Raw genomic sequence first — 24,297 nt, 5'->3', positions numbered from 1 at the left:
CGAGGTGGCGGACGGAGAAGCCGACCGTGGAGTGGACGGGGTCGATGGCCCAGGTGCCGGCGGTCAGGGTGGGGAGGGCGGTGGCGGTGGTCATGAGAACTCCTCGGGCGGGTCGCTGAGCATATGGTTGAAGTTTCAAGATCTGCCTGGCTCAACCGTGCCATTCGGGGAAACCTTCCCGCAACGATCTGTGACCTCCGTCACCTGTGTTGGAACGCGGGACGCCGCGGCGAGCACCGCCCGCAGGGTGGACGCCGTCACCGACCGGTCGAGGCCGACGCCCCACGCCGCGCGGTCGCCGACGCGGCAGTGCGCGAAGGTGGCCGCCTCCGCGTCGCGTCCGGCGCCGATCGACTGCTGCGTCAGCGACAGGACCTCCACCTCGGCGCCCGGCGTGGACAGCGCGAGGGTCAGCGCGTCCACCGGGCCCGACGCGGTGGCGTCACCGTCGACGCGGGTGTCGCCGACCGTCGCGGCGAACCGCAGCCGGTCGCCGCCCTCGACGTGGTCGACAGCCCAGCGCAGCAGTGACCCGCGGTGGGAGTAGCTGTCGTTCAGCAACTTCCACATTTGGGGCGCCGTCATCTCGGTGCCGCTGCCGTCGGTGGCGTGCTGGACGCTACGGGCGAAGTCGATCTGCAGGCCGCGTGGCAGTCGACGCCGACATCGACGTCCACCGTGCCGTCGTCGCCGCCGCACGCAACGCCGTCCTCGCCGAACTGTTCGAGACGTTCGTCCCCCGGCTCACCGAGGCGATGGTCGACATGGTCGACCTGCTCGGCATCCGCCGCCGCGACCCCGAACCGGACGCCGACGACCACCGCGCACTCGTCGCCGCCGTCGCCGCCGGGGACGCCGACGCCGCAGTCCGAATCAGCCGCGCCCACCTCGACGCGATGCTGGCGGCGATCCGGCGCCCCGGCTGAAGGCCACCTTCATGCCGTCGGGCCGAGCGAAGGCCACCTTCAGCCGGGAAGGGGAGGGGGCCGGGTCAGGGCTGGTCGCGGTGCTCGGACCCGAACCCTTCGCGCTGCTCGCGGCGTTCGAGTTCGACGTCGTACTCGAGGTCCTCATGCTGATGCTCGCGGAACAGGAACGCGAAGACGACCCAGCCGACGATGGCGACGAGGATGAAGCTCACCGCGCGGTAGACGAACGCCGCGGCCACGGCCTGTGACGCGCTGATGGCCGCGGCGGTCGTCAGTGTCGCGATGAGGGTCGCGTCGACGAACACCAGACCGCCGGGTGCCAACGGAATCGTCGCGACCGCCTTGCCCGCGGCGAACGCGATCAGCACGCCCGCGAGCTGCGGCTGCGCTCCGATCGCCCAGCAGGCGAGGAGCAGACACGCCACGTCGGCGACCCGGTGCACCGCGGACCAGCACGCCGTGATCATCCAGTCGCGCTTGCCGACCTGCACAGACTCGAGCTGCGCGAGGGTCTCACGCACCCCTCCCATTCCGGTCTCCGGCGGTTTCGACCGCACCCGGTTCACCCGCACCAGCACCCACCGCGCCGCGGACTCGATCGTGTCCGGATGCGCGGACACGTACCGCACCGCGACGATCAGCACCGCGAGCCCGGCCACCGAGAGGGCCAGGGTCACCGCGTTGACCGAGCCGCCGACGAGCAGCGCACCCGCCAACCCGATCAGGGCCAGGCCGATGCCCGCGATCACCCCGGAGATCGCCAGCTGCCACGACGCGACGACCGGGCTCGCGCCCCACCGCCGCGTCTGCTTGTACGTGAAGGCGGTCGAGAACACCTGGCCGGCGGGCAGTGTCACGGCCATCGCCGTCGACGCGTAGACCACCGCCACCGACGTGCGCTGCGCGACATCGACACCGCCGGCGTGTAGCAACTGCTTCTGCACCCGCCCGTATCCGCTGAGGGAGACGGCCTGCGCCGCCACACACGCGGCGAGCCACCCCCAGTGGATCTCGGTCAACGCCAACCACGAGTCGTGCAGCCGCGGCCACAGGTAGACACCCTCGCCGATCAGCAAGCCCACGAGCGCGACACCGGCCACCCATTTCAGCCACCACCAACGGCCGCGGGGGCGGTCGGGTTCACCCCCACGCGGGTCGGGCTGCGGCGCTACCACCTGGCCAGCCTAGCCAATCCGGGTCGGTCAGCCGGCCATCCCGGAGTGACAGGTCACGGGTACTGCACCGGCGAGGCCAGGTGCGTGACCCGATTGCGGCCCCGTAACTGGACCTGGTCGCCCAGCTCCCACTCGGACTGCTCCTCCTCGTCCGCAAAGTACAGCGCACTCGTCGACGCCAGCACGCGGCTCGGATGGATCTTCGCCAGCTCGGTCAGCCGCGACGCCTCGTTCACCGGGTCGCCGATCACCGTGTACTCGAACCGCTCCGCCGCCCCGATGTTCCCGGCGACGGCGAGCCCCGCGGACACGCCGATCCCGATGTCGAGACCGGTGATGTCGGCGAGGGCGAATCGCAGCTCGCGCGCCGCGGCCAGCGCGGCCGTCGGGGCGTCGGGCCGGTCCAGGGGAGCGCCGAAGATCGCGAGGGCGGCGTCGCCCATGAACTTGTTGACGAACCCGTGATGGCGGTCGACGACGTCGACGACCACCCGGAAGAACTCGTTGAGGAGACTGACCACCTCACCCGGCGGCCGTTCCGCCGCCGCGCCCGTCGACCCCACCATGTCCACGAACAGCACCGCGACGAACCGCGTCTCGCCGCCGAGTTCGGTACCGAACTGCAGTGCCCGACGCGCGACGTCCTCGCCGACGTGCTGACCGAACAGTTCACGCAGCACCCGCCGTTCCGCGGAGTCCTGCATCATCCGGTTGAACCCCACCTGCAGCCGACCGATCTCGCTGCCGTCGAACACCTCCACCTGGACATCGGTGGCGCCGCGCTGCACCCGCTCGATGGCCCGCCGCAGCTGCCGAATCGGATCCGACACCTGACTGGCCGTGAGCATCGACAGCACGAACGCGGTGGTGATCGTCATCCCCGACAGCAGGAGCACCGCGATCGCCAGCGAGTTCGTGGAGAACCGCAGGTTGGTGCTCAGCTGGGTGGCGCACAGCAGGATGATGCCGATCACCGGCATCAGGGTGCCCAGCCCCCACGTCATCGCCATCCGGGTGCCGACACCGGGCGCGAGGGTGCGGTCGAAACGTCCCTCGGACAGGGCCCGCGCCGCGACCGGACGCAGGATCCGCTCGCCGAGCATGTAGGTGAAACCGAACGTGGTCGTCGCGGCCATGCACACGGTGACGATCACCGCGACCGCCAACTCGGGCATCTCGTCGACCGTGAGGAGGACGAACAGGACGCCGCCGATCACCCACAGGATCAGGTGGACGATCGCCTGCCGTAGCGGCGCGTGCAGCGCCGCCATCTGCTCCCCGCGGGTCGGCGGGCCCCCGCGCAGCTGCCAGCGGATCACCGACCGCAGCATCATTGCGGCCGCACCGAGGCTCACGACGCCGGCCAGGATCAGGTAGACACCGAAGATCACGACGTTGCGGACCCGGTCCTCGATGATCGCCTCGGATTCGGTGATCGGCAGGCCGTAGCGGATGAACGCGAGCACCAGCACCGCGCCGATGAAGTTGGCCAGAATCATCGACCCCATGTAGAGCGGCCATCGACTGCGCATGGTCAGCGCGACCGCTCGGTAGGAAGATGCCAGCACAGCGACCAATTTAGCGGGGGCCGTCCGACACCAGCAGAGTCGGAGTGCCCACAGTCGCCCCGCCGGAGCGGGCGGACGCGGCAGTGAACGAACGGCAAAACCCCGTCCCGAGCCGTAGGCTCGCCGAGGTGACCGCGAACGATCCGCCACGGACCGGGCCGCGCGACGCACCGTCCCCCGCGACCCGCCCCGATGTCCGGTCGGTTCATCCCGTGGTCCGCGTCGCCAGCGAATGGACCTGGCGGCTGCTGGTGCTGTTCGCCGGGCTGCTCGCTCTCGGCTGGATCATCGCCACACTCGACACCGTCGTCATCCCGGTCGCGCTGGCGCTGCTCGCGGCGGCACTGCTCGTCCCCTTCGTCGACTGGCTGCAGGCCCGCGGAGTGCCCAGGTCCGGCGCCGTTCTCGTCGTGCTGACCGCCGCGATCGGGATCGTCGCCGGAATCATGACGTTCGTCGTCGAGCAGTTCATCGCCGGACTGCCCGGGCTGGCCGAACAGTTCACCCACTCCGTCAACCAGGTCCAGGACTGGCTCACCGACGGCCCGTTCCACTTCTCCGAAGACCAGTTCCGGCAGGCCGGCGACTCCGTCGTCAAGGCCATCCAGGACAACCAGGAGGCCGTGACCAGCGGAGCCCTGACGACGGGACGTGTCATCGGCGAGGTGCTCACCGGGGCGGCGCTGACGCTGTTCACCCTCGTCTTCTTCCTCTACGGCGGCGACCAGATCTGGGAGTTCGTGACGCGGATCGTGCCGACCGGCTCCCGCGACCGGGTCCGCCTCGCGGGCAGTCAGGGGTTCGGCTCGTTGGTCGGATACGCCCGGGCGACGGTCGTCGTCGCGGCCGCCGACGCCGTCGGCATCGGCGCGGGCCTGGCGATCCTCGGCGTCCCGTTGGCGTTGCCGCTGGCGTCGCTGGTGTTCGTCGGCGCGTTCATCCCGATCGTCGGCGCGTTCGTCACCGGATTCGTCGCCGTGCTCGTCGCGCTCGTGACCAAGGGCATGGTCACCGCACTGATCACGCTCGGCATCATCATCGGCATCATGCAACTCGAAGGTCACGTGCTGCAGCCGCTGCTGCTCGGGCGCGCGGTGCGGCTGCATCCGCTGGCCGTCGTGTTGGCCATCACCACCGGCATCGTGCTCGCCGGCATCGTCGGCGGCCTGCTGGCCGTCCCGATCGTCGCGGTCCTCAACACCGCCATCCGCTCGCTGCTCGCAGCCGACCCGACGGAGGTGCCCGCCGAAGTCGACGTGGAGGATCCGACCCTGCCGCTGTTCCCGGCGCGACCGGACCAGGAGCCGTGAGTCCTTTCGGCCCGCAGGGGGACCGAAAGGACTCACGGTGCACATTGCCGCTCCTCGCGGCGGGCACGAGGTGCGCGGGCCGTCGCGGGCGGGGACGCAGCGCGTCGGCTCGCCGACCCGGTGGACGTGTCACGGACCGCGCATATTCTGGGCGGTATGGAGGCGAGGGATCTCAGGGTGTCGGACGCCGAACGTGAGTACGTCGGTCAACTGCTACAGCGCGCGGTGGGGCAGGGAATGCTGTCCCTCGGCGAGTTCACCGAGCGGATGGACACCGCGCTCGCGGCGCGCACGCGCGGCGAACTAAACGCCGTGCTGTACGACCTGCCGGGTATCCGTGTCGTCGGGGAGTCGCCGGCGCCGCACCCGTACCCGCACACCGCGCCGCCGGCCCCCGGACCCCCGCAGCCGGTGGTGCAGGGCACGAACGTCATCCGGGGACGGATGTCGACGATCCACCGCAAGGGGCCGTGGCAGGTCCCGCCGACGCTGGCGATCAACGTCCGGTTCTCCACCGTCACCCTCGACTTCACCGAGGCGACGATGCAGACGCAGGTCGTCGAGGTGCACCTCGACGACGCGTTCGGCACGACCACGCTGATCGTGCCGGAGGAGGCGACGGTCGACCTCAACGGCGTCGAGACCTACGGCGGCAGCGCCACCAACAAGGTGCGCACCGGTCCGCCTTTCGGCCCACTGCACCTCGTCGTGCGGGGCCGCACCCGGTTCGGGTCGGTCACCGCGAAACACCCCTTCGGCACCAGCTTCCGGCGGATGCTCGGCTGACGGCTCCTGACGGACCGGCTCAGTCGCGGCGCTGGCGTGCGAGGAGTTCGCGGACGCTGACCGTCGGCGCTCCGTCGGTGTGCCGGTGCCGTCCGGAGGCCGAGTCGGCGTCGGACTGCTCGTCCGTCGGGGCGGGGGCCGTCTCCGGGGAATCCGCGGGACGTGCCGTCTCAGGGAAAGCCGGGGCGGGTGCCGGGGGAGTCGGGACCGGTGCCGGTGGCATCGCTGCGGACGGTGGCACGGTCGGGGCCGACGGCGGGGTGCGCAGCGGTGCGGAGGGCGCCGGTCGCGGCGCGGCCAGCGGCTGCTGCTGCTGCGTGACGCCGTTCACCGTACGACCGTTGCCCGGGGTGCTCGTCGGGACCCGCAAACTCGACAACCAGCTCTCGATCGGCCGATCCTCGGTGGAAACCGGGGTCATCTCCGGCGGCTTCGGAGCAGGTCGTGAGGGTACCGGCGTCGGGGATCCGGATTGTGCCGGCTCCGGGCCCAGGGCCGTCGGACGCGGAGCCCCGGGCCGTTCGGACCGCGGCGCGGCGCCGGGTGTCGGGTGGCGTTCGGTGGACGGAACCGGTCGCGCCGCGTCCGGGCCGGTGACCCGGCTCGAGACCGGCGGGACCGCCCGCGGCGTCGCCTGGGGGATCGGCTCGGTCAACGGCTCGCCCGCGAGCGGTTGCGCAGTCCGCGCGATCCGGGACGCGGCCGCGGTGCGGGGTGGCAGCACCCGTTCGATCGCATCGCGTGTCAACGGCGTCGACCTGCGCACCACGGGCACGGTCGGGGGACCGGGCACCGGCACCGTTTCGATCTCCGGGACGTCGGCGGGCATCCGTTCGTCCAGGAGGATCGGTTCGCCCAGGCCCAGACGTTGCTGGATGCGTTTCATCCACGCCGGCGCCCACCAGCAGTCGTCCCCGAGGAGTTTCATCACGGCGGGCACCAGGAACATGCGGATCACGGTGGCGTCGAGGATCAGCGCGGCGATCATGCCGTAGGCGATGTACTTCATCATCACCAGCTCGGAGAACGCGAACGCGCCGGTGACGACGATGAGGATCAGCGCGGCGGCCGTAATGATGCGTCCGGTGTGCGAGGTGCCGACCCGCACCGCCTCGGTCGTGCTCGCGCCCTGTGCGCGCGCCTCGACCATCCGCGACAGCAGGAACACCTCGTAGTCGGTGGACAGGCCGTAGATGATCGCCATGATCAGCACCAGCACCGGCGACATGATCGGTCCCGGCGTGAAGTTCATCGCGCTGGACCCGTGACCGTCGATGAAGATCCACGTCAGGATCCCGAGCGTGGCGCCGAGGCCGAGCGCGGTCATCAGCACCGCCTTGATCGGCAGGACCAGCGATCCGAAGGCGAGGAACATCAGCAGCGTCGTCAGCAACACCACCAGTGTCACCATCAGCGGCAGCTTGTTCAGCAGCGCGGAGATCGAGTCGTGCTCGATCGCCGGGGTGCCGCCGACGAGTACCGTCGCGCCGTCCGGGACGTCCATCGAACGGAGGTAGTCGATCGTCGCGTCCGCGTCGTTGCGGTCGACGAGACCGGCCTTGAAGACCGTCACCCCGTCCTGCGTCGGGTTGTTGATCGTGAACTTCTCGACCAGGCCCGGAGCCTCGCTGGCCTCGCGCACGATCTGGGTCAGTTGCGCGCCGTCGGCGCCCTGGATCACCAGTTTGATCGGCTCGGTCCGGCTGTTCGGGAACAGTTCGTCGAACTGTTCCTGCGCGAGGCGCGTCGGGTTGTCCGGCGGCAGGTAGGTCTCGTTGATGCCGCCGAACTTGATCCCCGAGATCGGGATGGTCAGCAGCAGCAGGCCGATGACGATCGGGATCGCGACCTTCAGCGGATGCTTCATCACCCACTGCGTCAACCGGCCCCAGAAGCCGTTCTCGATCTCCTCGGCGGTCTTGGTCTTGCGCATGAACTTGAAGCCGAGCGCGTCGACACGGCGGCCGAGGATGCCGAGGATCGCGGGCAGCACCGTCACCGAGATCAGCGCCGCCAACAGGACGGCGGCGATCGCGCCGTAGGCCACCGACTTGAGGAAGCCCTGCGGGAAGATCAGCAGGCCGCCGAGGCTGGCGGTGACCATCGTCGCGGAGAACACCACCGTGCGCCCCGCGGTCATCACGGTGCGGCGCACCGCGTCACCGGTGCTGTACCCCTCCGCTATCTCCTCGCGGAACCGGCTGACCATGAACAGTCCGTAGTCGATCGCCAGACCCAGACCGATCAGCGAGACCACCGGCGACACGAACGAGTTCACCTCGGTGAACTGGGTGAACAACTTGACGACGCCGTTGGCCGCGATGATCGTCAGACCACCGACGATCAGGGGCAGCGCGGCGGCGACGATGCCACCGAACACGAAGAACAGCAGCACACCGACCGCGGGAATCGCGAGGAGTTCCATCCGGTGCACGTCGTTGGCCATGGTGTCGTTGAGCGTGCCGGTGACCGGCTGCAGACCGGACAACTGCACGTCGACGCCGTCGATGTAGAACACGTCGCGGATCTCGCGGAAGTTGGCCGCGACCTCGGTGTCGTTGTCGCCGGCGATCGCGACACTGGCGATCGCGTGCTGTTTGGTCTCGTCGGTCAGCTGCGCGAGCTTGGTGGACCAGTAGCTGCCGTTGAGTTTGAGGATCTGGTCCGGGTTGTTCGCGACGGCGTCGTCGAGGTTCTTGGTGATCTTCGCCGCGAACTCGGGATCGTCGACCGTCTTGCCCTCGGGCGCTGTGTATAGGAGCACCACGTCGGCGGTGGTGTCGCGGCCGAAGGTGCCGTCGGCGAGCTTCGCGGCGGCCACCGACTCCGAACCCGGGTCGTCCCAGCCGCTCTGGCTCAGGTTCTTCTCCAGGCCCAGGCCGTACGCGCCGAGGGCGAGCATCACCGCCACCATCACTCCGATCACGGTGAATCGGAGGCGGTAGACGATACTGCCCCAGGTCGCGAACACTACTGCACTCCTTGACGCCCGAGCAGCAGGGCCGACAGCGGACGGAACGGCTGCAACCAGGCGCCCTCGTCGGGCAGCGAGTCGAGGCTCACTCGTGGCAGCGGTTCGCGGAACACCCCGGGGATGTCCTCGAGGTCGACGAACTCGAGGGTCTCCGACGACACCGCCCAGCTCGCGTGCTCACGGAAACCGAGCACCTGCACCGGGATCCCCGTCGCGGCGAGGTCTTCGAGCGGCTCGCGGAACGCCTGGCCGTCGGCGGACGCGACCATGATGCCGCCCAACCCGCCCTCGCGGGCGCGGAGGGCGATGTGGTTGAGCATGTCCGAGTCGACGTCGCTGTCCTCGTCGATCTTCGGTTTCGCGAACACCGCGAAGCCGACGTTCCGCAGCGCCTCCACCCAGGGCCGGACGACGTCGGCGCTGCCCGCGGCGATGTTCGTGAACACCGTCGCTTCCGGCTCGAGCCGGACCGGGCTGGTGCCGGACAGTTCGGCCGTACGACCGAGGAGCCAGCGGCCCAGTGCGTCGAATCGGGGCCGGTACGCCGCGGTCGGGCGGCCACCGAGAATCGCGCCGAGCCCCATGTCGAGGTTCGGCGCGTCCCACACGAGCAGAACCCGGCGCGGCTGCCGGGTGTCGCGACCGTCGTCCCCGGTCGCCCCCGCTGCGGCCGGTAGTCGTTCGCTGACACTCATGCAGTGACCTTTCCCCAGATCATTTCCGTGATCGGACGGCCGACGCGATGCGCCTTGTCCTCGAACTTGGTGACCGGGCGCTCGTGCGTCATCGGCGAGTCGATCGCACCGCTGGCCAGCTGCTCCCAGTCGAGGCGGGTCAGCCGGGGTTCGGCGTCTCCGGCCTCGGAGATCCATTCTGCGTACTCCGCGTGGTCGGTCGCCACGTGCAGCACTCCGCCCGGCGCCAACCGGTCCGCGATCAGTGCGAACGTCGCGGGCTGCAGCAGCCGCCGCTTGTGGTGACGGGCCTTCGGCCACGGGTCGGGGAAGAACACGCGCGCCCCGGTCAGCGACTCGGAGGTCAGCATGTTCTCGAGCACGTCCATCGCGTCGCCACGCAGGACCCGGATGTTCGGGATCGCGTCACGCTCGACGGCCTGCAGCAACTGCGCCAGCCCGGGCCGGTACACCTCGACGGCCAGGAGGTTGACGTGCGGTTCGGCCTTCGCCATCGCGGTGGTCGCGGTGCCGGTACCGCACCCGATCTCGATGATGGTCGGTGCCTGCCGACCGAACCACGCGTCCAGGTCGACCGGTGTGTCGGAGACGTCGGCCCCGATCGTCGGCCACATCCGATCCCAGGTCTGTTGCTGGGGATCGGTCAGGGCGCCGCGGCGCGAGCGGAAACTGGTCACCCGGGGATACAGGCGGGAGCCCCGTTCGGCGGCACCCTCCACCCGGGGTTCGGCGTCATTCACCGGACCATTGTCACGCATGACCCTGGTTTCCGGCAGCCGGGCCTCAAGGAAAGCTTGAGACTTCTCTGAGATCGCGGCGCGCTGCCCGACCTCGACGCCGCCTCCGGATCCGGCCCCGACCAGGCAGTTCCGCGGTCGAGTCCGGTCCGGTCCCCGACGCACTGTTCCATTCCCTGCGTTGGTGCTGCGATCATCACCACGCGCGTCGGGGAGGGGCGCTCAGGGATTTCACACCGATTCCACAGGGGGTGGCGCCGTGGCGTCGACGGAAACGATCGTGGGTGCGAGCAGGCTGGGTGCGGTGGTCGCCGAGTTCGACGCGGCGGCCGCCGCCGAACTCGAGCGGTGTCGTCGCGCGCTCGAGGAGGACGTTCTCGTCGAGGTGACGGGCCGCGCCGGTGTCGGACGGTCCGCGATCGTGACCGCGCTCGGGCCGGTCGCGGGCGCCGAGGTGGTCGAGACGGCCGCCTGGGACCGGCCTGCCGCGGCGGATCCCGAACTCCGCGGGGACGTGGTGGTGCTCGCGCTGCTGGACCCGCCCCGCAGCGCCGACCGCGCCGCCGCAGCCGCGAACGCGCGGCTGCTGCCGGTGCTGACGAAAGCGGACACGCTGGCCGATCCGGACCGATCGGCCGCCCGGATCTCCGCGCTGCTCGGGACGCACTGCCTACCGGTCACCGCCGTCGGCGAGGTCCGTGGCATCGCGACGCTGCGGGACGAGCTCGCGGACCGGGTCGCCACCGTCGGCGCGCGCCGCGCGGTCGCGCTGCTGACGCTGCTGCGCTCGCTCGGTGAACACCCCGCGCTGCGCGACCCCGTCGAGGACCACCTCGCCTCGGACGACGGTGTCGCGCTGACGGCGCGGGCGACCGGGCAGCGCGTCACCCCGGCCGACGCACCCGGTCGCGCGCGGCACTGGCGGCACCGCCTGGCCGGTGACATCGACGCGGACGGCGCCCGCACCGCACTCGCGATGCACCGCGCCGCGGTTCGGGAGTGGATCCGCGGTGCCTGACGGATCCGGAGCGGATCTGGACGCCGTGCTGCGACGGTGGCAGCCGCGCCGACCGGACCTGCCCACGGTGTCCGTCCAGGGGCTTCCCGGTAGCGGCTGCAGCACACTGACGGCCCGACTGCGGGCGGAGGTCCCCACCGCCCGATTCACCGACGGCCCGGACCCCGCCGCCGACACGGTGCTCGTGGTGTTCGACGCCGCCTCCGTGATCGGCCGCGAGGAACTGGAACTGCTGTCGGGCGTGGCGCGCGGCGGCGTCGGGATCCTCCTGACCATGGTGCGCACCGATCTCCACCACGACTGGCACACGGTGCTGGGCCGCGACATCGCGCTCCTCGCGCAGCACGCGCCGCAGCTCGCCGGGGCGATCCTGCCGGTGTCCGCGGTCACCGGTTCGGGCCTGCCGGAGCTGTCGGCCGAGGTCGCGGCCCGCGCAACCGGGGCCGATCCGTCGCGGCGGCACCGGACAGCCCTCGAGCAGACTCGGCGGCTGATGCTCGCGACCCTCGCCGACCTGCGCCGCGACGAGGGCACCACCGGACTGCGGGAGCGGCGCGCGACCCTGATCGGGCAGCGGGACGGGCCGCGCACCGAGGCCGCCGCCGCGCTTCGCCGGCTCGCCGCGCTGGCCCGGGTCGACCTCACCCACCAGGTGGGGGAGCGGGTGCGGGCGATCTCGGCCGGTCTGCGGTCCGAACTCGACCGAGGTTCCCGCCGCGAGTTGCCGGAGTTCCAGCAGCGGGTGCGGGACGCGGTGACGGAGCTGACCGTCGAGCTCGACGCATCGACGTCGGCCACGCTGTCCGGGGTCGGCGAGCAGGTCCTGGGGAAGGCGTACCGGGCAGCCGGGCCGAACCGCCCGCCGCCGCTCGTCGCCGGGCCGGAAGCGCGGCCGCGGGGTGTCGAGGACCGGATGATGATCGTCGTCGGGGCGTCGGCCGGGGTCGGGGCGGGCAGGTTCGTGATCGCCCCGATGTCCGGGATCGCCGGATTCGACCTGATCGCGATCCCGGCGACCCTGCTGGTCGGGGGCGGTGCCGCCTGGTGGCTGACCCGGATGCGGGGGCAGGTCGCCGACCGGGCACACCTGCGGCTGTGGCTCGCCGAAGTGATGGCGCAGGTGCGGTCGGGGCTCGAGCAGCGGGCGCTGACCAGGCTGGTCGACACCGAGGCCGAGACGGCGGAGGCGATCGCCCGGGCACACCGGCAGCGGATCCGGGAGGTCGAGGAATCCCTCACCGACCTGGACCGTGCGGTGCGCGAGAGCATCGGACGCACGTCCGGCCGGCTGGCTGCAGTGGAGAGGGATCTCGCGGTGGTCGAGCGCGCGCTGGCGGAACCGCCACCGGAAGCGCTGCGTCCAACCCATCAGTGACCGACTCGAAGGGGGATCTCGCCGATGCACGACGACATGCTGACGATGACCATCCACGGCGGCGCCGACCACGCGCTGTCGGTGGAGACCGGTCCCGCGGACGGCCCGTTCGCGGTGACCGACCCGGTCGTGGACGTCGACGGGGACGGCGTTCTCGACACCCGGGGTTACGCGGACGGCAACGGTGTGACGGTCGCGTCCGACCTCGACGGCGACGGGTTCGCCGACCATCTGACCAGGGTCGAGGACGACGGCGCCTATGCGTCGTGGGAGCCGCGGCGCGACCCGGACGGGACGCTGCACTGGGTGCGGACGGACGGCGGACACCTGTGATCGCCGGGTGACCCGTCGATTTCCGACACAGGCTGAAACGGAAACTCCGAAAACGATCAGCGACCTGGACGCATGTCCGTATAAAGGTCCGGTGCGTGACGCCGGTCACGCACATGTCACGTCAGTCGAAGGCCTGCCGTAGGGGTTGCTCGGGGGCCTGTACCGATCGAACGGAGATCCCATGTCCCGATCCTCGCTGCGCCGTGCCGCCGCAGCGATCGCTGCCGGTGCCCTGGTCGTCGGCGGCGCGACCGTGAGCCTCGGCCTGGGCACGGGAGTCGCGTCGGCCCAGACCTGTGCCCAGTCCAGCCACGCCGAGAAGAACAACGCCAGCACGGTGTGGATCACCCACAACTACGACCGGTCCGTGAACGTCACCGAGGCCGCTGCGGGCACGCAGGTCACGTACAAGACCGTCATCGGAACGACGAGCATCGGCAACCCGTACGTCAACACGATCACCGACTACCCGCCGGCCGGGTTCGGTGCGCCGGTGAAGTCGACCATCACCGCATACCACGTGATCGGTGGTCAGCAGGCCGAGGACGTGACCGGAACCCCGAACGGTGACGGATGGAAGTACACCAGCACCGGGTGGTTCGTGAACGTCGGAAACCCGGTCACGCTCGAGACCACGTACGTGGTGCCGTCGAATGCGACGCCCGGGTCGACGATCACGAGCGGCGGCATCGGCGTGGCCGGCACGGGCGGTGTCTCGAACGAACTGCCCGACCTGACGGCCTGCTTCACCGTCCGCATCCCGAACGCGGGCGAAGCCGTCACCGGCAGCCTCGACACGGCCGGGCTCGGCTCCTCGGAAGGCCAGTTGAGCTCCACCGGTTCGATCAGTGACGTCCTCGGCGACACCATCGTCAACGTCATCGAGAACTACGCCAGCTGACCTGTCGTGCTTCGGCCACGTCCGGCGGTGACCCGACCTGGGTCGTCACCGCCGGACGTGCGTGAGTCGGTCGAGCGACCGCCGGCCCGAATCCACCGCTCGACCGGAGCGAGATCCTGCGTGACCGGGGGGCGGATCACTGAATCGGTCCTGTGACCGATCGGACGAGACCCGATTCCCACAACGCGGACACGCAGCGCTAACCTCTTACCAGGACACCCGGCGCCCGTGTCGTCACCACCCGTGTGAAACCACTCGCACACGGTGGTCGATCCAGCGGGTAGTGCCCCGCCGAGAGGGCTCAATCGTGCTCCACGTGCACTGCCGTGACGGCAGCGCACGGTGAATCGATTCCGGAAAACCCAGGGAGAGTTTGATGACCTCAGCGACCATTCCAGGTCTGAATGGCACCGACCCCGCGCCCACCTCGCACGGCGAACTTCTCGCCTGGGTTCGTGAGGTGGCGGAGCTGACGCAGCCCGACCGCGTCGTCTTCGCCGACGGTTCGGACGAGGAGTGGGACCGCCTGACCACCCAGCTCGTCGAGGCCGGCACCTTCACGCGTCTGAACGACGAGAAGAAGCCCAACTCCTTCCTCGGCAACTCCGACCCGTCCGACGTGGCGCGCGTCGAGTCCCGCACCTACATCTGCTCGCGTGAAGAGATCGACGCCGGCCCCACCAACAACTGGATGGACCCGGCCGAGATGCGCGGCATCATGACCGACCTGTACCGCGGCAGCATGCGCGGCCGCACCATGTACGTGGTGCCGTTCTGCATGGGCCCGCTCGGTGCCGACGACCCGAAGCTCGGCGTCGAGATCACCGACTCCGAGTACGTCGTCGTGTCGATGCGCATCATGACCCGCATGGGGCAGGCCGCTCTCGACAAGCTCGGCACCGACAAGCCGTTCGTGAAGGCGCTGCACTCCGTCGGCGCGCCGCTGGCCGAGGGCCAGGCCGACGTGCCGTGGCCCTGCAACGACACGAAGTACATCACCCACTTCCCCGAGGACCGGGAGATCTGGTCCTACGGTTCCGGCTACGGCGGCAACGCCCTGCTCGGCAAGAAGTGCTACTCGCTGCGCATCGCGTCGGCGATGGCCCACGACGAGGGCTGGCTGGCCGAGCACATGCTCATCCTCAAGCTGATCTCGCCGGAGAACAAGAACTACTACATCGCGGCCGCGTTCCCGTCCGCGTGCGGCAAGACGAACCTCGCGATGATCCAGCCGACCATCCCGGGCTGGCGCGCCGAGACCCTCGGCGACGACATCGCGTGGATGCGGTTCGGCGAGGACGGCCGCCTGTACGCCGTCAACCCGGAGTTCGGCTTCTTCGGTGTCGCGCCGGGCACCAACCACGGCTCGAACCCGAACGCGATGAAGACGGTCGAGGCCGGCAACACGCTGTACACCAACGTCGCGCTGACCGACGACGGCGACGTCTGGTGGGAGGGTCTCGAAGGTGACCCGCAGCACCTGATCGACTGGAAGGGCAACGACTGGAGCCCCGAGTCCGGCGAGAAGGCCGCCCACCCGAACTCCCGTTACTGCACCCCGATGTCGCAGTGCCCGATCCTCGCCCCCGAGTGGGACGACCCGCAGGGTGTGCCGATCTCGGCGATCCTGTTCGGTGGCCGCCGCAAGACGACGGTCCCGCTGGTCAGCGAGTCCTTCGACTGGCAGCACGGCACCTTCCTCGGCGCGACGCTGTCGTCCGAGCAGACGGCCGCGGCCGAGGGCAAGGTCGGGTCCGTCCGCCGCGACCCGATGGCGATGATCCCGTTCATCGGCTACAACGCCGGTGACTACATCAACCACTGGATCACCCTCGGCAAGAACGCCGACGCGCAGAAGCTGCCGAAGATCTTCTACGTGAACTGGTTCCGTCGGGGCGACGACGGCCGCTTCCTGTGGCCCGGTTTCGGCGAGAACTCCCGCGTCCTCAAGTGGATCGTGGACCGGATCGAGCACAAGGCGGGCGCGCAGACCACCCCGATCGGTTACGTCCCGACCGCGGCGGATCTCGAGCTCGACGGCCTCGACGTGGTCGCGGCCGATGTCGACGAGGCTCTCGCGGTGAGCGTCGACGAGTGGAAGGCCGAGCTCCCGCTGATCGAGGAGTGGTTCGAGTTCCTCGGCGAGAAGGTGCCGTCCGGCGTCCGCGACGAGTTCGAGGCCCTCAAGCAGCGCCTCGGCTGAGCGTCCCCGCTTCGTGGTGAAGGGCACCTTCGTTCGGTTCAACCGGACGAAGGTGCCCTTCACCCGTTTCGGAGGGGAGTCGGTGTGACGCCGGCTCGACGGCAGTGGTGGAATACATGCAACGAACAGCGACGCCCGGCGTATACGCACGGGGAGAGGATCAGCGATGAGCCAGATCTACAACAACGTCACCGAGCTGGTCGGGCGCACGCCGCTCGTCCGCCTCAACCGTCTGACCGACGGCGTGCAGGCGCAGGTCGTCGCCAAGCTCGAGTTCTACAACCCGGCGAACAGCGTCAAGGACCGCATCGGTGTCGCGATCATCGACGCCGCCGAGAAGTCCGGTGAGCTCGAGCCCGGCGGCACCATCGTCGAGGGCACCTCCGGCAACACCGGTATCGCGCTGGCGATGGTCGCGGCGGCCCGCGGCTACAAGGTCATCCTGACCATGCCGGAGACGATGTCCACCGAGCGTCGCGTGATGCTGCGCGCGTACGGCGCCGAGATCGTGCTCACCCCGGGCGCCGAGGGCATGGCCGGCGCGGTCGCCAAGGCCGAGGAGATCGTCGGGCAGACCGAGAACGCGATCCTCGCGCGTCAGTTCGCGAACCCGGCGAACCCGGCGATCCACCGAGCCACCACCGCCGAGGAGGTGTGGGCCGATACCGACGGCGAGGTCGACATCTTCGTCGCCGGCATCGGCACCGGCGGCACCCTTACCGGTGTCGGCCAGATCCTCAAGGAGCGCAAGCCCGGCGTGAAGATCGTCGGCGTCGAGCCGGCCGACTCGCCGATCCTGACCGGCGGCCAGCCCGGCCCGCACAAGATCCAGGGTCTGGGCCCGAACTTCGTCCCCGACATCCTCGACCGCGAGGTCTACGACGAGATCATCGACGTCAAACTCGACGACGCGATCGAGACGGCGCGCAGCCTCGGCACCGACGAGGGCATCCTCGGCGGCATCTCCGCCGGCGCGAACGTGTGGGGTGCGCTCGAACTGGCGAAGCGTCCGGAGAACGCCGGCAAGCTGATCGTCGTGGTCGTGCCCGACTTCGGTGAGCGTTACATCTCGACGCCGCTCTTCGAGCACATCCGGGACTGATCGACGTGGGAGTGCTGCGCACGGTTCGGGAGGACCTGCAGGCCGCGCGCGGCCAGGACCCGGCCGCGCGTAGCAACGCGGAGAACGCGCTGGTCTACTCGGGACTGCACGCCATCTGGTCGCACCGCGTCGCGCACCGGATGTGGGCGGTGCCCGCGCTGCGCGGCCCGGCCCGGGTGCTCGCGCAGTTCACCCGGTTCCTGACCGGGATCGAGATCCATCCCGGTGCCACGATCGGCCGTCGGTTCTTCATCGACCACGGCATGGGTGTGGTGATCGGCGAGACCACCGAGATCGGTGACGACGTCATGCTCTACCACGGCGTCACCCTCGGCGGCCGGTCGCTGGCGAAGACCAAACGGCATCCGACGATCGGCAACCGGGTGACGGTCGGCGCGGGGGCGAAGGTCCTCGGTCCGGTGGTGATCGGCGACGACAGCGCGATCGGGGCCAACGCGGTCGTCACCCGCGACGTCCCGGCCGACTCGATCGCGACCGGAATCCCGGCGACGGTGCGGCACCGCAGCGGCCGTCAGCACGAGCAGCTCGTCGATCCGAACACCTACATCGATCCCGCGATGTACATCTGACCTGCTCGCCCCCGGGTGCCCGGTGCCACCCCCGCCTCCGGTCGAAGGTGACCTTCGTTCGATCCGACGGCATGAAGGGGGCCTTCAGCCGGGACCGGGACGCCGACGTGCACGTGGATGAAGGGCGCCTTCGTCCCGATCAACCGGACGAAGGTGCCCTTCAGCCGTTGGCGGGGACGAGGGCGGGGTCGCCGGGCGTGGACAGCGACAGCACCGCCTTGCGGATGTGGGGGCTGCGCTCGAGCGCGTTCTCGCACCGGTCGAGGAGTTCGGCGACGGTGTGTTCGGCATCGTCGCCGACCAGGTCGACGGCCCCGACGAGATACACCTGTCGCGGTCCGAGGTACTCCATCCGCAGCATCGTCACCCGGTCGATCTCGGGCAGGTCGAGCAGCGTGCGGAGTCCGGCGTTGCGCAGCAGCGGGGACGCCTCCTCCCCGACGAGGAAGCGGCGGTTTCGGTCGATCAGGACCACCGCGATCACGCCGAGCAGGATGCCCACCAGGATCGAGCCGATCGCGTCCGGCACCGGAGAACCGGTCACCTGGTGCAGCAGCACGCCGACGAAGGCGATGACCAGACCGATCAGGGCGGCGGCGTCCTCCGCGAACACGGCCCGGACGGTCGGGTCCGAGGTCTTGAGGGCATGCTCGAGCAGATCGCGCTCGGCCGACTTCGCCTCGGACCGCACCTGCCGGAAGGCCTGCCGGAACGAGATCGCCTCGAGCACGAACGAGATCGCGAGCACCGCGTACGCAATGCCGTAGTCGGTCGCCGGTTCCGGATTGAACAGCTCCTGGATCCCGTGCGTGATCGAGACTCCCGCGCCCAGCGCGAACAGGCCGAGCGCGGCGAACATCGACCAGACGTACGCCTCGCGGCCGTAGCCGAGGGGGTGCGCGCGGTCCGCGGCGTGCTGCGACCTCCGGTTCGCGATCAGCAGTAGCACCTCGTTGCCGGTGTCCGCCCAGGAGTGGGTGGCCTCGGCGACCATCGACGCGGACCCGGTCAGCGCCGCCGCCACCGACTTCGCCACGGCGATCGCGAGGTTCGCGCCGAACGCGAGGACCACCGTCAGCGTGCTCTCCTGGTTCGCCGTCGCTCCCGGATCCGTCATGCGTCGAACGATACGACGGCAACCGGGGACGGGGCGGTCGACGCGGCGCGGACGGGCCCACCGGCAGCCCGGTCACCTCGCCGTTCACCGAGCCCACCCGGCGTCGTGTGGCCGGCGAATGACAACGGATTGGTGTGGAAGTGGTGACGGTCGGTGTGTTCGTTTCGATCCGTTCGGGCCGGTCGCCTAGCGTTCGGCCGGTCCGAACCCGTCGCCTGCCGGTGGGTCCAGCGATCAAGAAGGATGCAGCATGCCGAGTACCACACTGAAGAGGATCGTCGGCGGCGCCGCGATCGCCGCTGCGGGGGTCGGGGTCACGACAGCCCTGCACCCGGCCACCGCATCCGCCCAGACGACGGTCACGCCGCCGACCGTCGTGGCGTCCTCGGCGGGCACCAGTGTCTCCCTCGAGGTCACCAACCCGAACGAGGTGCTGAGCCTGTCCGGTTGTCAGGCCTTCGTGGTCAACGCCGTCGACGCACTCGCCGTCCTCGCGGATCCGGCGACGATTCTCGAGCCGGGTGTGCTCGTGTACCCGACGGTGACGGATCCGCTCACCCTGTTCGGCGTGCTGCCGGGGCAGACCGTGAAGTCGACGGTCGAGGACGTTCCGGCCGGCGTCTACGCCGTCATCGGCGGCTGCGCCACCGTCGCGGATCCCGCCAATCCGGTGCTGGGCACACCCCAGCTGCTGGGGGTCGGGTTGATCCCCGGCGACACCGGCAGTGCCGCGGTCGAACTGCCCTTCGAGATCTGAGTCCGACTCCACCAGTGAACGCGCGCCGCACCTTTCGGTGCGGCGCGCGTGTCGGTCACGGGTCACATGCCGTAGCCGGCGGGCATCAGGATCGACTTGAGTTCGCAGTAGGCGTCCAGGCCCTCGGGGCCGTTCTCGCGGCCGATGCCGGAGTTCTTGTACCCGCCGAAGGGTGAGCCGGGATCGAAGGCGTACCAGTTGATCCCGTAGGTCCCGGTGCGGATCTGCCTGGCGATCTCGAGGCCCTTGTCGATGTCGGTGGTGTACACCGACCCGGCCAGACCGTAGTCGGAGTCGTTGGCGATCTTGATCGCGTCGTCGACGCTGTCGTAGGGGATCACCGACAGCACGGGGCCGAAGATCTCCTCGCGGGCGATGGTCATCGAGTTGTCGACGTCGGCGAAGATGGTCGGTTCGACGAAGTAGCCCTTCTCCAGGCCCGCCGGAACGCCGCCGCCGAGGACGAGGCGGGCGCCCTCCTGCTTGCCCTTCTCGATGTAGCCGAGGATCTTGTCGCGCTGCTTGGCGGTGATGATCGGGCCGAGCTGTGCGGCCGGGTCGTCGGGCATGCCCACCGGCATGAATCCGGCGAACTGCACCATGGCCTCGACGATCTCGTCGTACCGCGACCGGGGTGCCAGGATGCGGGTCTGGCCGACGCACGCCTGACCGGAGTTCATCAGCCCGGACAGCACCAGCATCGGCATCGTTGCGGCAACGTCCATGTCCTCCAACAGGATCGCGGCCGACTTGCCGCCGAGTTCGAGTGAGCACCGCTTGAGGTTCTCGGCGGCGATCGCCCCGATCCTGCGTCCGACCGCGGTGCTGCCGGTGAACGTGACCTTGTCGACGTCGGGGTGCGAGATCAGGTACTCGCCGGTCTCGGCGCCGCCGGGAACGATCGAGAGCACACCCTCGGGAACGCCTGCTTCGGTGAAGATCTCGGCCACCAGGTTCGCGTTCATCGGGGTTTCCGGAGCGGGCTTGAGCACGACGGTGCAGCCGGCGAGGATCGCCGGGGCGAGCTTGTTGATCAGCAGGAACAGCGGCACGTTCCACGCGATGACCGCGGCCACCACGCCCACCGGTTCGCGCAGCACCTTGGTGGTGCCGAACACGCCGGTCCGTTCCTCCTCCCACGGGAACGACTCGCCGATGGACGCATAGCTGTTCAGTGCGGCGAGTGACGGCGTCTTCTGCATCAACTCGACACCGGCACGCGGCGCGCCCATCTCGGCGGAGATCAGCGTGCACAGTTCCTCGGACCGCTCCTCGATGAGTTTGGCTGCGTTGGTGAGGATCTGGGCGCGCTGGGCGGGCGTCGTCTGCGGCCACGGACCCGACTCGAGCGCGCCGCGCGCCGCCGTGACCGCCGCGTCGACGTCGGCCGGGGCGGCGACCGGCACGCTGCCTACGCGTTCCTCCGTCGCGGGGGAGAACACCTCGAGGCGTTCGGTGGTGGACGGCGCCACCCACCTGCCGCCGATGTAGAGCTTGTCGTAATCGGTCATCAGTTCTTCCTTGCTGGTGCGGATGTCGGATCGTGGTCGGTCGCGGCGCGTCCTGGTTACGTGCGGGCCTCCTCGGTGGTTGTCACGAGACCCGGGTCCAGTAGGTGCCGTCGAGCATGTCCTCGAGCGTCCTGCGGTGCAGGATCATGTCGTCCGGATCGTCGGGGCGGGCGGCCTGGCCGAACGCGATCGCGCGGCTCTGCACGCGGAACATGATCGTCGCGTGCCGGAGTGCGGCGTAGACGCCGTAGTAGTCGAGGTCCGTGGCGGTGTGCCCGGTCAGTTCCGCGTAGGTGGCGGCGACGTCGTCGCGGCGCATGAAGTCGGGCAGTCCCGGCAGCCCGGCCATCGTGGCGAGATCCTCGAAGAACCTGTGCAGGAAGATCATCCACGCCAGGTCCATCTCGCGCGGCCCGAGCGCGGCCATCTCCCAGTCCAGGACCGCGACGGGAGAGAAGTCGCGGTACATGACGTTGCCGATCCGGGAGTCGCCCCAGCACAGCACCGCGGGGGACGGGTCGGCGGGCACGTTGGCCCCGAGCCAGTCCAGCGCCCGCTCGATCAGGGGCGAGCGCGGTCCGTCGGCGGTCGCCCACTCGTAGTAGCCGCGCTGGCGGGTCAGGTGGGCGCGCAGCGACTCCTCGGCGGTCGGTCCGGCGTCGTGCAGGCGGAGGAAGTCGAAGTGCGACAACGGGTCCGCGATGGCGTGCAGTTTCGCGAGCACGTCGACGGACGCGTCCTGCAGGGTGCGGCGCTGCTCGGGCGTCGCCTCCGACAGCCAGGATCCGAAGTTGTACGGCATCACGTCCGGGGGGACGATGCCGTCGATGCGCTGCATGACGAAGAACGGGGCGCCGAGCGCGGCCGGGTCGGGTTCGAACCAGTACGCCCTCGGAACGGGCACCGTGGACAGCTCCCCGACGGCCTTCATCACCGCGAACTGGGTGCCCATGTCGTAGCGCGGGAACACCGGCATCGACGAGGCGACCGGCTCGATCCGGGCGACCAGCTGGTGGACCCGACGGTCGTCGTCCTCCGTCCATTCGGCGTCGAACAGGACCGTTTCGCTGGAGATGCCGTTGGCGTCGGGCACCCGCACCTCGGTGACGTGCGGATCCGCGCCGTGCGGGACCCGCCCGGCCAGCCACGACTGCAGTGCGTCGCGGAGTTGTTCGGGGTCGCGTCGGGACTCGCTGGGCCGGGCGATCTCGGCGGGGTTGTCGCCGTCACCCAGTGTGGTCTCGGTTGCGCTCACGGTGCCCCCGTTCCGTCGTCCCTCGTGGCAGGGGCGGATCCCCGGCCGCGCGGGCAGAGTGTGGTGAGAAGCACACTAGAACACGTTACAGAGTTCCCGGGGCGAAATCAGGCCCTTTTGGGTGGCCCTGTAACGAAATTGGGAAAAGGTCAGCCGACCAGCGTCAATGCGCCCGCGCCGATCAGCGTGGCGCGACCTCCGAGGGCAGCCGGGACGATCCGCAGCTCACGGTTGAAGGTCAGGCGCGCATGCCGGCGAGCGGCCGCCCGCATCGGCTCCCACAGCGCCGCCCCCGCCTGCCCGAAACCGCCGCCGACCACCGCGAGATCCAGATCGAGAACGGCCGACGTCGACGCGATCGCGGTGCCCACCGCCGTCCCGGCGCGGTGCAGCGCCGCCCGCGCGACCTCGTCACCCGCGTCCGCCGCCCGCGACAGTTCCAGGCCGGTGGCTCCCGGCCAGCCCCGGTCGTTGGCCCACCGCACCGCGGACGGCCCGGACGCGACCGCCTCCAGGCATCCGACGCCTCCGCACACGCACGGGACGTCCTCGGCGCCCGGGACCACGATGTGCCCGATGTGCCCGGCGTTGCCGGTCCGCCCGCCCGCGATCCGACCGCCGAGCAGCACCCCGCCGCCGACGCCGGTCGAGACGATCATCCCGATCTGGTCCTCGGTGCCGAGGCCCGCGCCGAACCGGTACTCGGCGAGGGTGCAGCAGGCGCCGTCGATGGCGAGCGTGATCCCGGCGTCCGGGAACAGGGTCTGCACCGCGTCGACCAGCGTGAACCCGTGCCGCCACTCGGCGATGTTCAGCGGGCCGACCGTACCGGCGTCGACGTCGACGGGTCCGGCCGAGCCGATCCCGATCCGCCGCACCCGGCGACCGTCCGCGACCTCGGTCAGCAGCCTCTCCGCTGCCGCCCACACGTCCGACGCCGGTGTCGCGACACGGCGCTCACCGACCAGCGTGCCGTCCGGCTGCACGCGCGCCGCCGCGAACTTGGTGCCGCCGATGTCGAGTGCAAGTGCGGTCACCGCAGTGGTGCATTTTCGGACGCCCCGACGTCCGAAAGTGCACCACTGCGCCGGCGCACCACCAGGACGAGGTTGGAGACCAGGAACTCTCGGATCACCGGCACCTTGACGAGCCACCACGCCCAGCGCGGGTGGTAGCGGGGGAACGCGGCGAGCAGCTCACCGTCCGGGGTCGCGCGCGCCCAGCGCAGGCCGTCGGTGGCGCCGACGTCGAACAGGGACACCCCGAACCGGTTCTTCGGCTCCTTGCCGTGCTTGCGGGCGTAGCGGCGGGCCGCGTACTCGCCGCCGAGCGCGTGCCAGGGCCCCGTCTCGTGGCCGCCGAACGGACCCCACCACAGGGTGTACGACAGCACCATCAGACCGCCCGGCTTCGTCACACGCAGCATCTCGTCGGCCATCGTCCACGGATGCGGCACGTGCTCGGCGACGTTCGACGAGAAGCAGATGTCGACGGACGCGTCCCGCACCGGCAACGCCATACCGGACCCGCGGATGCCGCCGTGGGCGGGCAGTCCGGCCGCGTGCATCTCCGTCGGATCCGGCTCGACCGGCACGTACGCCGCGCCCGCGCTCCGGAACGCGTCCGCGAAGTACCCGGGACCGCCGCCGACGTCGAGGACCGTCAGGTCCTGCAGCGACCGCCCGGTGGCTCCGGTGTGCAGGTCGCCGATCAGTTCCAGCGAATCGGTGGCCAGCGCCCCGTAGAACCGGTCCGGATCGGTCTGCTCGAACCGGAAGTCCGACAGCAGTCGCACCGACCGGCGGAGCGTGGCCCGGCGGGCGAACAGTCGGGTCACGGAAGGCGCGGTCACGAGGAGCAACCCTATCGGCGGGTCACGATGTCCTAAGAGCCGCCCGGAGCGCGCCACCGTGGACGGCAAACGTCGTAGGGTGTTGACCGGCCGCCGCCGCGGTCCGTCA

The 24,297-nt window shown here is 70.2% G+C and carries 22 protein-coding genes; 11 read left to right on the top strand and 11 right to left on the bottom strand.

The window, feature by feature from the left end; translation table 11 throughout:
• Positions 1-135: 135 nt before the first annotated feature.
• On the bottom strand, positions 136-585 hold the full coding sequence (locus tag ACFYVR_RS22835; protein ID WP_387477433.1) for an alpha-isopropylmalate synthase regulatory domain-containing protein: 450 nt from the start codon (positions 583-585) through the stop codon (positions 136-138).
• A 62-nt stretch (positions 586-647) separates the two neighbouring features.
• Between ACFYVR_RS22835 and ACFYVR_RS22830 the strand changes: the two genes are divergently transcribed.
• Positions 648-926 (top strand): FCD domain-containing protein, encoded by a 279-nt coding sequence (locus tag ACFYVR_RS22830; protein WP_387477431.1) that lies wholly within the window; start codon positions 648-650, stop codon positions 924-926.
• 65 nt (positions 927-991) lie between these two features.
• Here ACFYVR_RS22830 and ACFYVR_RS22825 read toward each other — a convergent pair whose 3' ends face one another.
• Together ACFYVR_RS22825 and ACFYVR_RS22820 are read right to left on the bottom strand one after the other, a co-directional pair.
• Complete coding sequence (locus ACFYVR_RS22825) at positions 992-2,104, bottom strand: YbhN family protein (protein WP_387477429.1); 1,113 nt, start codon at positions 2,102-2,104, stop codon at positions 992-994.
• Positions 2,105-2,157: 53 nt separating this feature from the next.
• Positions 2,158-3,612, bottom strand: a complete 1,455-nt coding sequence (locus ACFYVR_RS22820; RefSeq protein ID WP_387477445.1) for an adenylate/guanylate cyclase domain-containing protein — start codon at positions 3,610-3,612, stop codon at positions 2,158-2,160.
• A gap of 272 nt (positions 3,613-3,884) precedes the next feature.
• Between ACFYVR_RS22820 and ACFYVR_RS22815 the strand changes: the two genes are divergently transcribed.
• Both ACFYVR_RS22815 and ACFYVR_RS22810 read left to right on the top strand, forming a co-directional pair.
• Positions 3,885-4,982: an AI-2E family transporter gene (locus ACFYVR_RS22815; RefSeq protein WP_387477443.1), complete on the top strand. Its 1,098-nt coding sequence runs from the start codon at positions 3,885-3,887 to the stop codon at positions 4,980-4,982.
• A 156-nt stretch (positions 4,983-5,138) separates the two neighbouring features.
• Positions 5,139-5,768 (top strand): DUF1707 domain-containing protein, encoded by a 630-nt coding sequence (locus ACFYVR_RS22810; RefSeq protein ID WP_387477427.1) that lies wholly within the window; start codon positions 5,139-5,141, stop codon positions 5,766-5,768.
• Positions 5,769-5,787: 19 nt separating this feature from the next.
• Here the strand turns inward: ACFYVR_RS22810 and ACFYVR_RS22805 are convergent, their stop codons facing one another.
• The 3 genes from ACFYVR_RS22805 to trmB are packed head-to-tail and all read right to left on the bottom strand — an operon-like array spanning position 5,788 to position 10,213.
• Complete coding sequence (locus ACFYVR_RS22805; protein ID WP_387477425.1) at positions 5,788-8,739, bottom strand: MMPL family transporter; 2,952 nt, start codon at positions 8,737-8,739, stop codon at positions 5,788-5,790.
• Positions 8,739-9,437 carry an NYN domain-containing protein gene (locus ACFYVR_RS22800; protein WP_387477423.1) on the bottom strand — a complete coding sequence of 233 codons (699 nt, stop codon included), beginning with the start codon at positions 9,435-9,437 and terminating at the stop codon, positions 8,739-8,741. Before ACFYVR_RS22800 ends, ACFYVR_RS22805 begins: the two co-directional genes overlap by 1 nt.
• Positions 9,434-10,213 carry a tRNA (guanosine(46)-N7)-methyltransferase TrmB gene (gene trmB / locus ACFYVR_RS22795; RefSeq protein ID WP_387477441.1) on the bottom strand — a complete coding sequence of 260 codons (780 nt, stop codon included), beginning with the start codon at positions 10,211-10,213 and terminating at the stop codon, positions 9,434-9,436. The genes ACFYVR_RS22800 and trmB overlap by 4 nt, the downstream gene beginning before the upstream one ends.
• 220 nt (positions 10,214-10,433) lie before the next feature.
• Here trmB and ACFYVR_RS22790 point away from each other — a divergent pair, with 220 nt between their 5' ends.
• The 7 genes from ACFYVR_RS22790 to epsC all read left to right on the top strand — a co-directional run bounded on the left by ACFYVR_RS22790 (position 10,434) and on the right by epsC (position 17,696).
• A complete protein-coding gene (locus tag ACFYVR_RS22790; protein ID WP_387477422.1) occupies positions 10,434-11,192 on the top strand; it encodes a hypothetical protein in 759 nt (252 codons plus the stop codon).
• Positions 11,185-12,567, top strand: coding sequence for a hypothetical protein (locus tag ACFYVR_RS22785; RefSeq protein ID WP_387477420.1), 1,383 nt, complete (start codon positions 11,185-11,187; stop codon positions 12,565-12,567). Before ACFYVR_RS22790 ends, ACFYVR_RS22785 begins: the two co-directional genes overlap by 8 nt.
• Before the next feature lie 24 nt (positions 12,568-12,591).
• Positions 12,592-12,900 carry a DUF6802 family protein gene (locus tag ACFYVR_RS22780; RefSeq protein ID WP_387477418.1) on the top strand — a complete coding sequence of 103 codons (309 nt, stop codon included), beginning with the start codon at positions 12,592-12,594 and terminating at the stop codon, positions 12,898-12,900.
• A gap of 181 nt (positions 12,901-13,081) precedes the next feature.
• Positions 13,082-13,801, top strand: a complete 720-nt coding sequence (locus ACFYVR_RS22775) for a hypothetical protein (RefSeq protein ID WP_387477416.1) — start codon at positions 13,082-13,084, stop codon at positions 13,799-13,801.
• A gap of 376 nt (positions 13,802-14,177) precedes the next feature.
• Positions 14,178-16,004, top strand: coding sequence for a phosphoenolpyruvate carboxykinase (GTP) (locus ACFYVR_RS22770; protein WP_387477414.1), 1,827 nt, complete (start codon positions 14,178-14,180; stop codon positions 16,002-16,004).
• 166 nt (positions 16,005-16,170) lie between these two features.
• Positions 16,171-17,106: a cysteine synthase A gene (gene cysK / locus ACFYVR_RS22765; RefSeq protein WP_387477411.1), complete on the top strand. Its 936-nt coding sequence runs from the start codon at positions 16,171-16,173 to the stop codon at positions 17,104-17,106.
• A gap of 5 nt (positions 17,107-17,111) precedes the next feature.
• Positions 17,112-17,696 carry a serine O-acetyltransferase EpsC gene (gene epsC / locus ACFYVR_RS22760; RefSeq protein ID WP_387477409.1) on the top strand — a complete coding sequence of 195 codons (585 nt, stop codon included), beginning with the start codon at positions 17,112-17,114 and terminating at the stop codon, positions 17,694-17,696.
• Between the two features lie 160 nt (positions 17,697-17,856).
• Here epsC and ACFYVR_RS22755 read toward each other — a convergent pair whose 3' ends face one another.
• Positions 17,857-18,813 carry a cation diffusion facilitator family transporter gene (locus tag ACFYVR_RS22755; protein WP_387477407.1) on the bottom strand — a complete coding sequence of 319 codons (957 nt, stop codon included), beginning with the start codon at positions 18,811-18,813 and terminating at the stop codon, positions 17,857-17,859.
• A gap of 250 nt (positions 18,814-19,063) precedes the next feature.
• Between ACFYVR_RS22755 and ACFYVR_RS22750 the strand changes: the two genes are divergently transcribed.
• The gene (locus ACFYVR_RS22750) at positions 19,064-19,570 is read left to right on the top strand and encodes a hypothetical protein (protein WP_387477405.1); all 507 of its coding nucleotides are present in this window, start codon (positions 19,064-19,066) and stop codon (positions 19,568-19,570) included.
• A 62-nt stretch (positions 19,571-19,632) separates the two neighbouring features.
• Here ACFYVR_RS22750 and ACFYVR_RS22745 read toward each other — a convergent pair whose 3' ends face one another.
• From ACFYVR_RS22745 to ACFYVR_RS22730, 4 genes are all read right to left on the bottom strand, one after another.
• Entirely contained in the window at positions 19,633-21,081 is a 1,449-nt protein-coding gene (locus ACFYVR_RS22745) for an aldehyde dehydrogenase (protein ID WP_387477402.1), read from the bottom strand.
• A gap of 82 nt (positions 21,082-21,163) precedes the next feature.
• Complete coding sequence (locus ACFYVR_RS22740; protein WP_387477399.1) at positions 21,164-22,336, bottom strand: phosphotransferase family protein; 1,173 nt, start codon at positions 22,334-22,336, stop codon at positions 21,164-21,166.
• 149 nt (positions 22,337-22,485) lie between these two features.
• Positions 22,486-23,373: an ROK family protein gene (locus tag ACFYVR_RS22735; RefSeq protein WP_387477397.1), complete on the bottom strand. Its 888-nt coding sequence runs from the start codon at positions 23,371-23,373 to the stop codon at positions 22,486-22,488.
• A complete protein-coding gene (locus tag ACFYVR_RS22730) occupies positions 23,370-24,188 on the bottom strand; it encodes a class I SAM-dependent methyltransferase (protein ID WP_387477395.1) in 819 nt (272 codons plus the stop codon). The genes ACFYVR_RS22735 and ACFYVR_RS22730 overlap by 4 nt, the downstream gene beginning before the upstream one ends.
• Positions 24,189-24,297: the final 109 nt, after the last annotated feature.

Source organism: Rhodococcus sp. NPDC003318, from assembly GCF_042879035.1.
Taxonomy (GTDB): Bacteria; Actinomycetota; Actinomycetes; order Mycobacteriales; family Mycobacteriaceae; genus Rhodococcus_G.
This window is presented reverse-complemented; position numbering and strand designations above follow the sequence as displayed.

Coding starts and splice junctions, on each gene's coding strand:
- ACFYVR_RS22835 (WP_387477433.1), bottom strand. CDS start 585: ATGACGGCGCCCCAAATGTGGAAGTTGCTGAACGACAGCTACTCCCAC.
- ACFYVR_RS22820 (WP_387477445.1), bottom strand. CDS start 3,612: ATGGGGTCGATGATTCTGGCCAACTTCATCGGCGCGGTGCTGGTGCTC.
- ACFYVR_RS22780 (WP_387477418.1), top strand. CDS start 12,592: ATGCACGACGACATGCTGACGATGACCATCCACGGCGGCGCCGACCAC.
- ACFYVR_RS22800 (WP_387477423.1), bottom strand. CDS start 9,437: ATGAGTGTCAGCGAACGACTACCGGCCGCAGCGGGGGCGACCGGGGAC.
- ACFYVR_RS22775 (WP_387477416.1), top strand. CDS start 13,082: ATGTCCCGATCCTCGCTGCGCCGTGCCGCCGCAGCGATCGCTGCCGGT.
- ACFYVR_RS22755 (WP_387477407.1), bottom strand. CDS start 18,813: ATGACGGATCCGGGAGCGACGGCGAACCAGGAGAGCACGCTGACGGTG.
- ACFYVR_RS22810 (WP_387477427.1), top strand. CDS start 5,139: ATGGAGGCGAGGGATCTCAGGGTGTCGGACGCCGAACGTGAGTACGTC.
- ACFYVR_RS22745 (WP_387477402.1), bottom strand. CDS start 21,081: ATGACCGATTACGACAAGCTCTACATCGGCGGCAGGTGGGTGGCGCCG.
- ACFYVR_RS22770 (WP_387477414.1), top strand. CDS start 14,178: ATGACCTCAGCGACCATTCCAGGTCTGAATGGCACCGACCCCGCGCCC.
- ACFYVR_RS22750 (WP_387477405.1), top strand. CDS start 19,064: ATGCCGAGTACCACACTGAAGAGGATCGTCGGCGGCGCCGCGATCGCC.
- cysK (WP_387477411.1), top strand. CDS start 16,171: ATGAGCCAGATCTACAACAACGTCACCGAGCTGGTCGGGCGCACGCCG.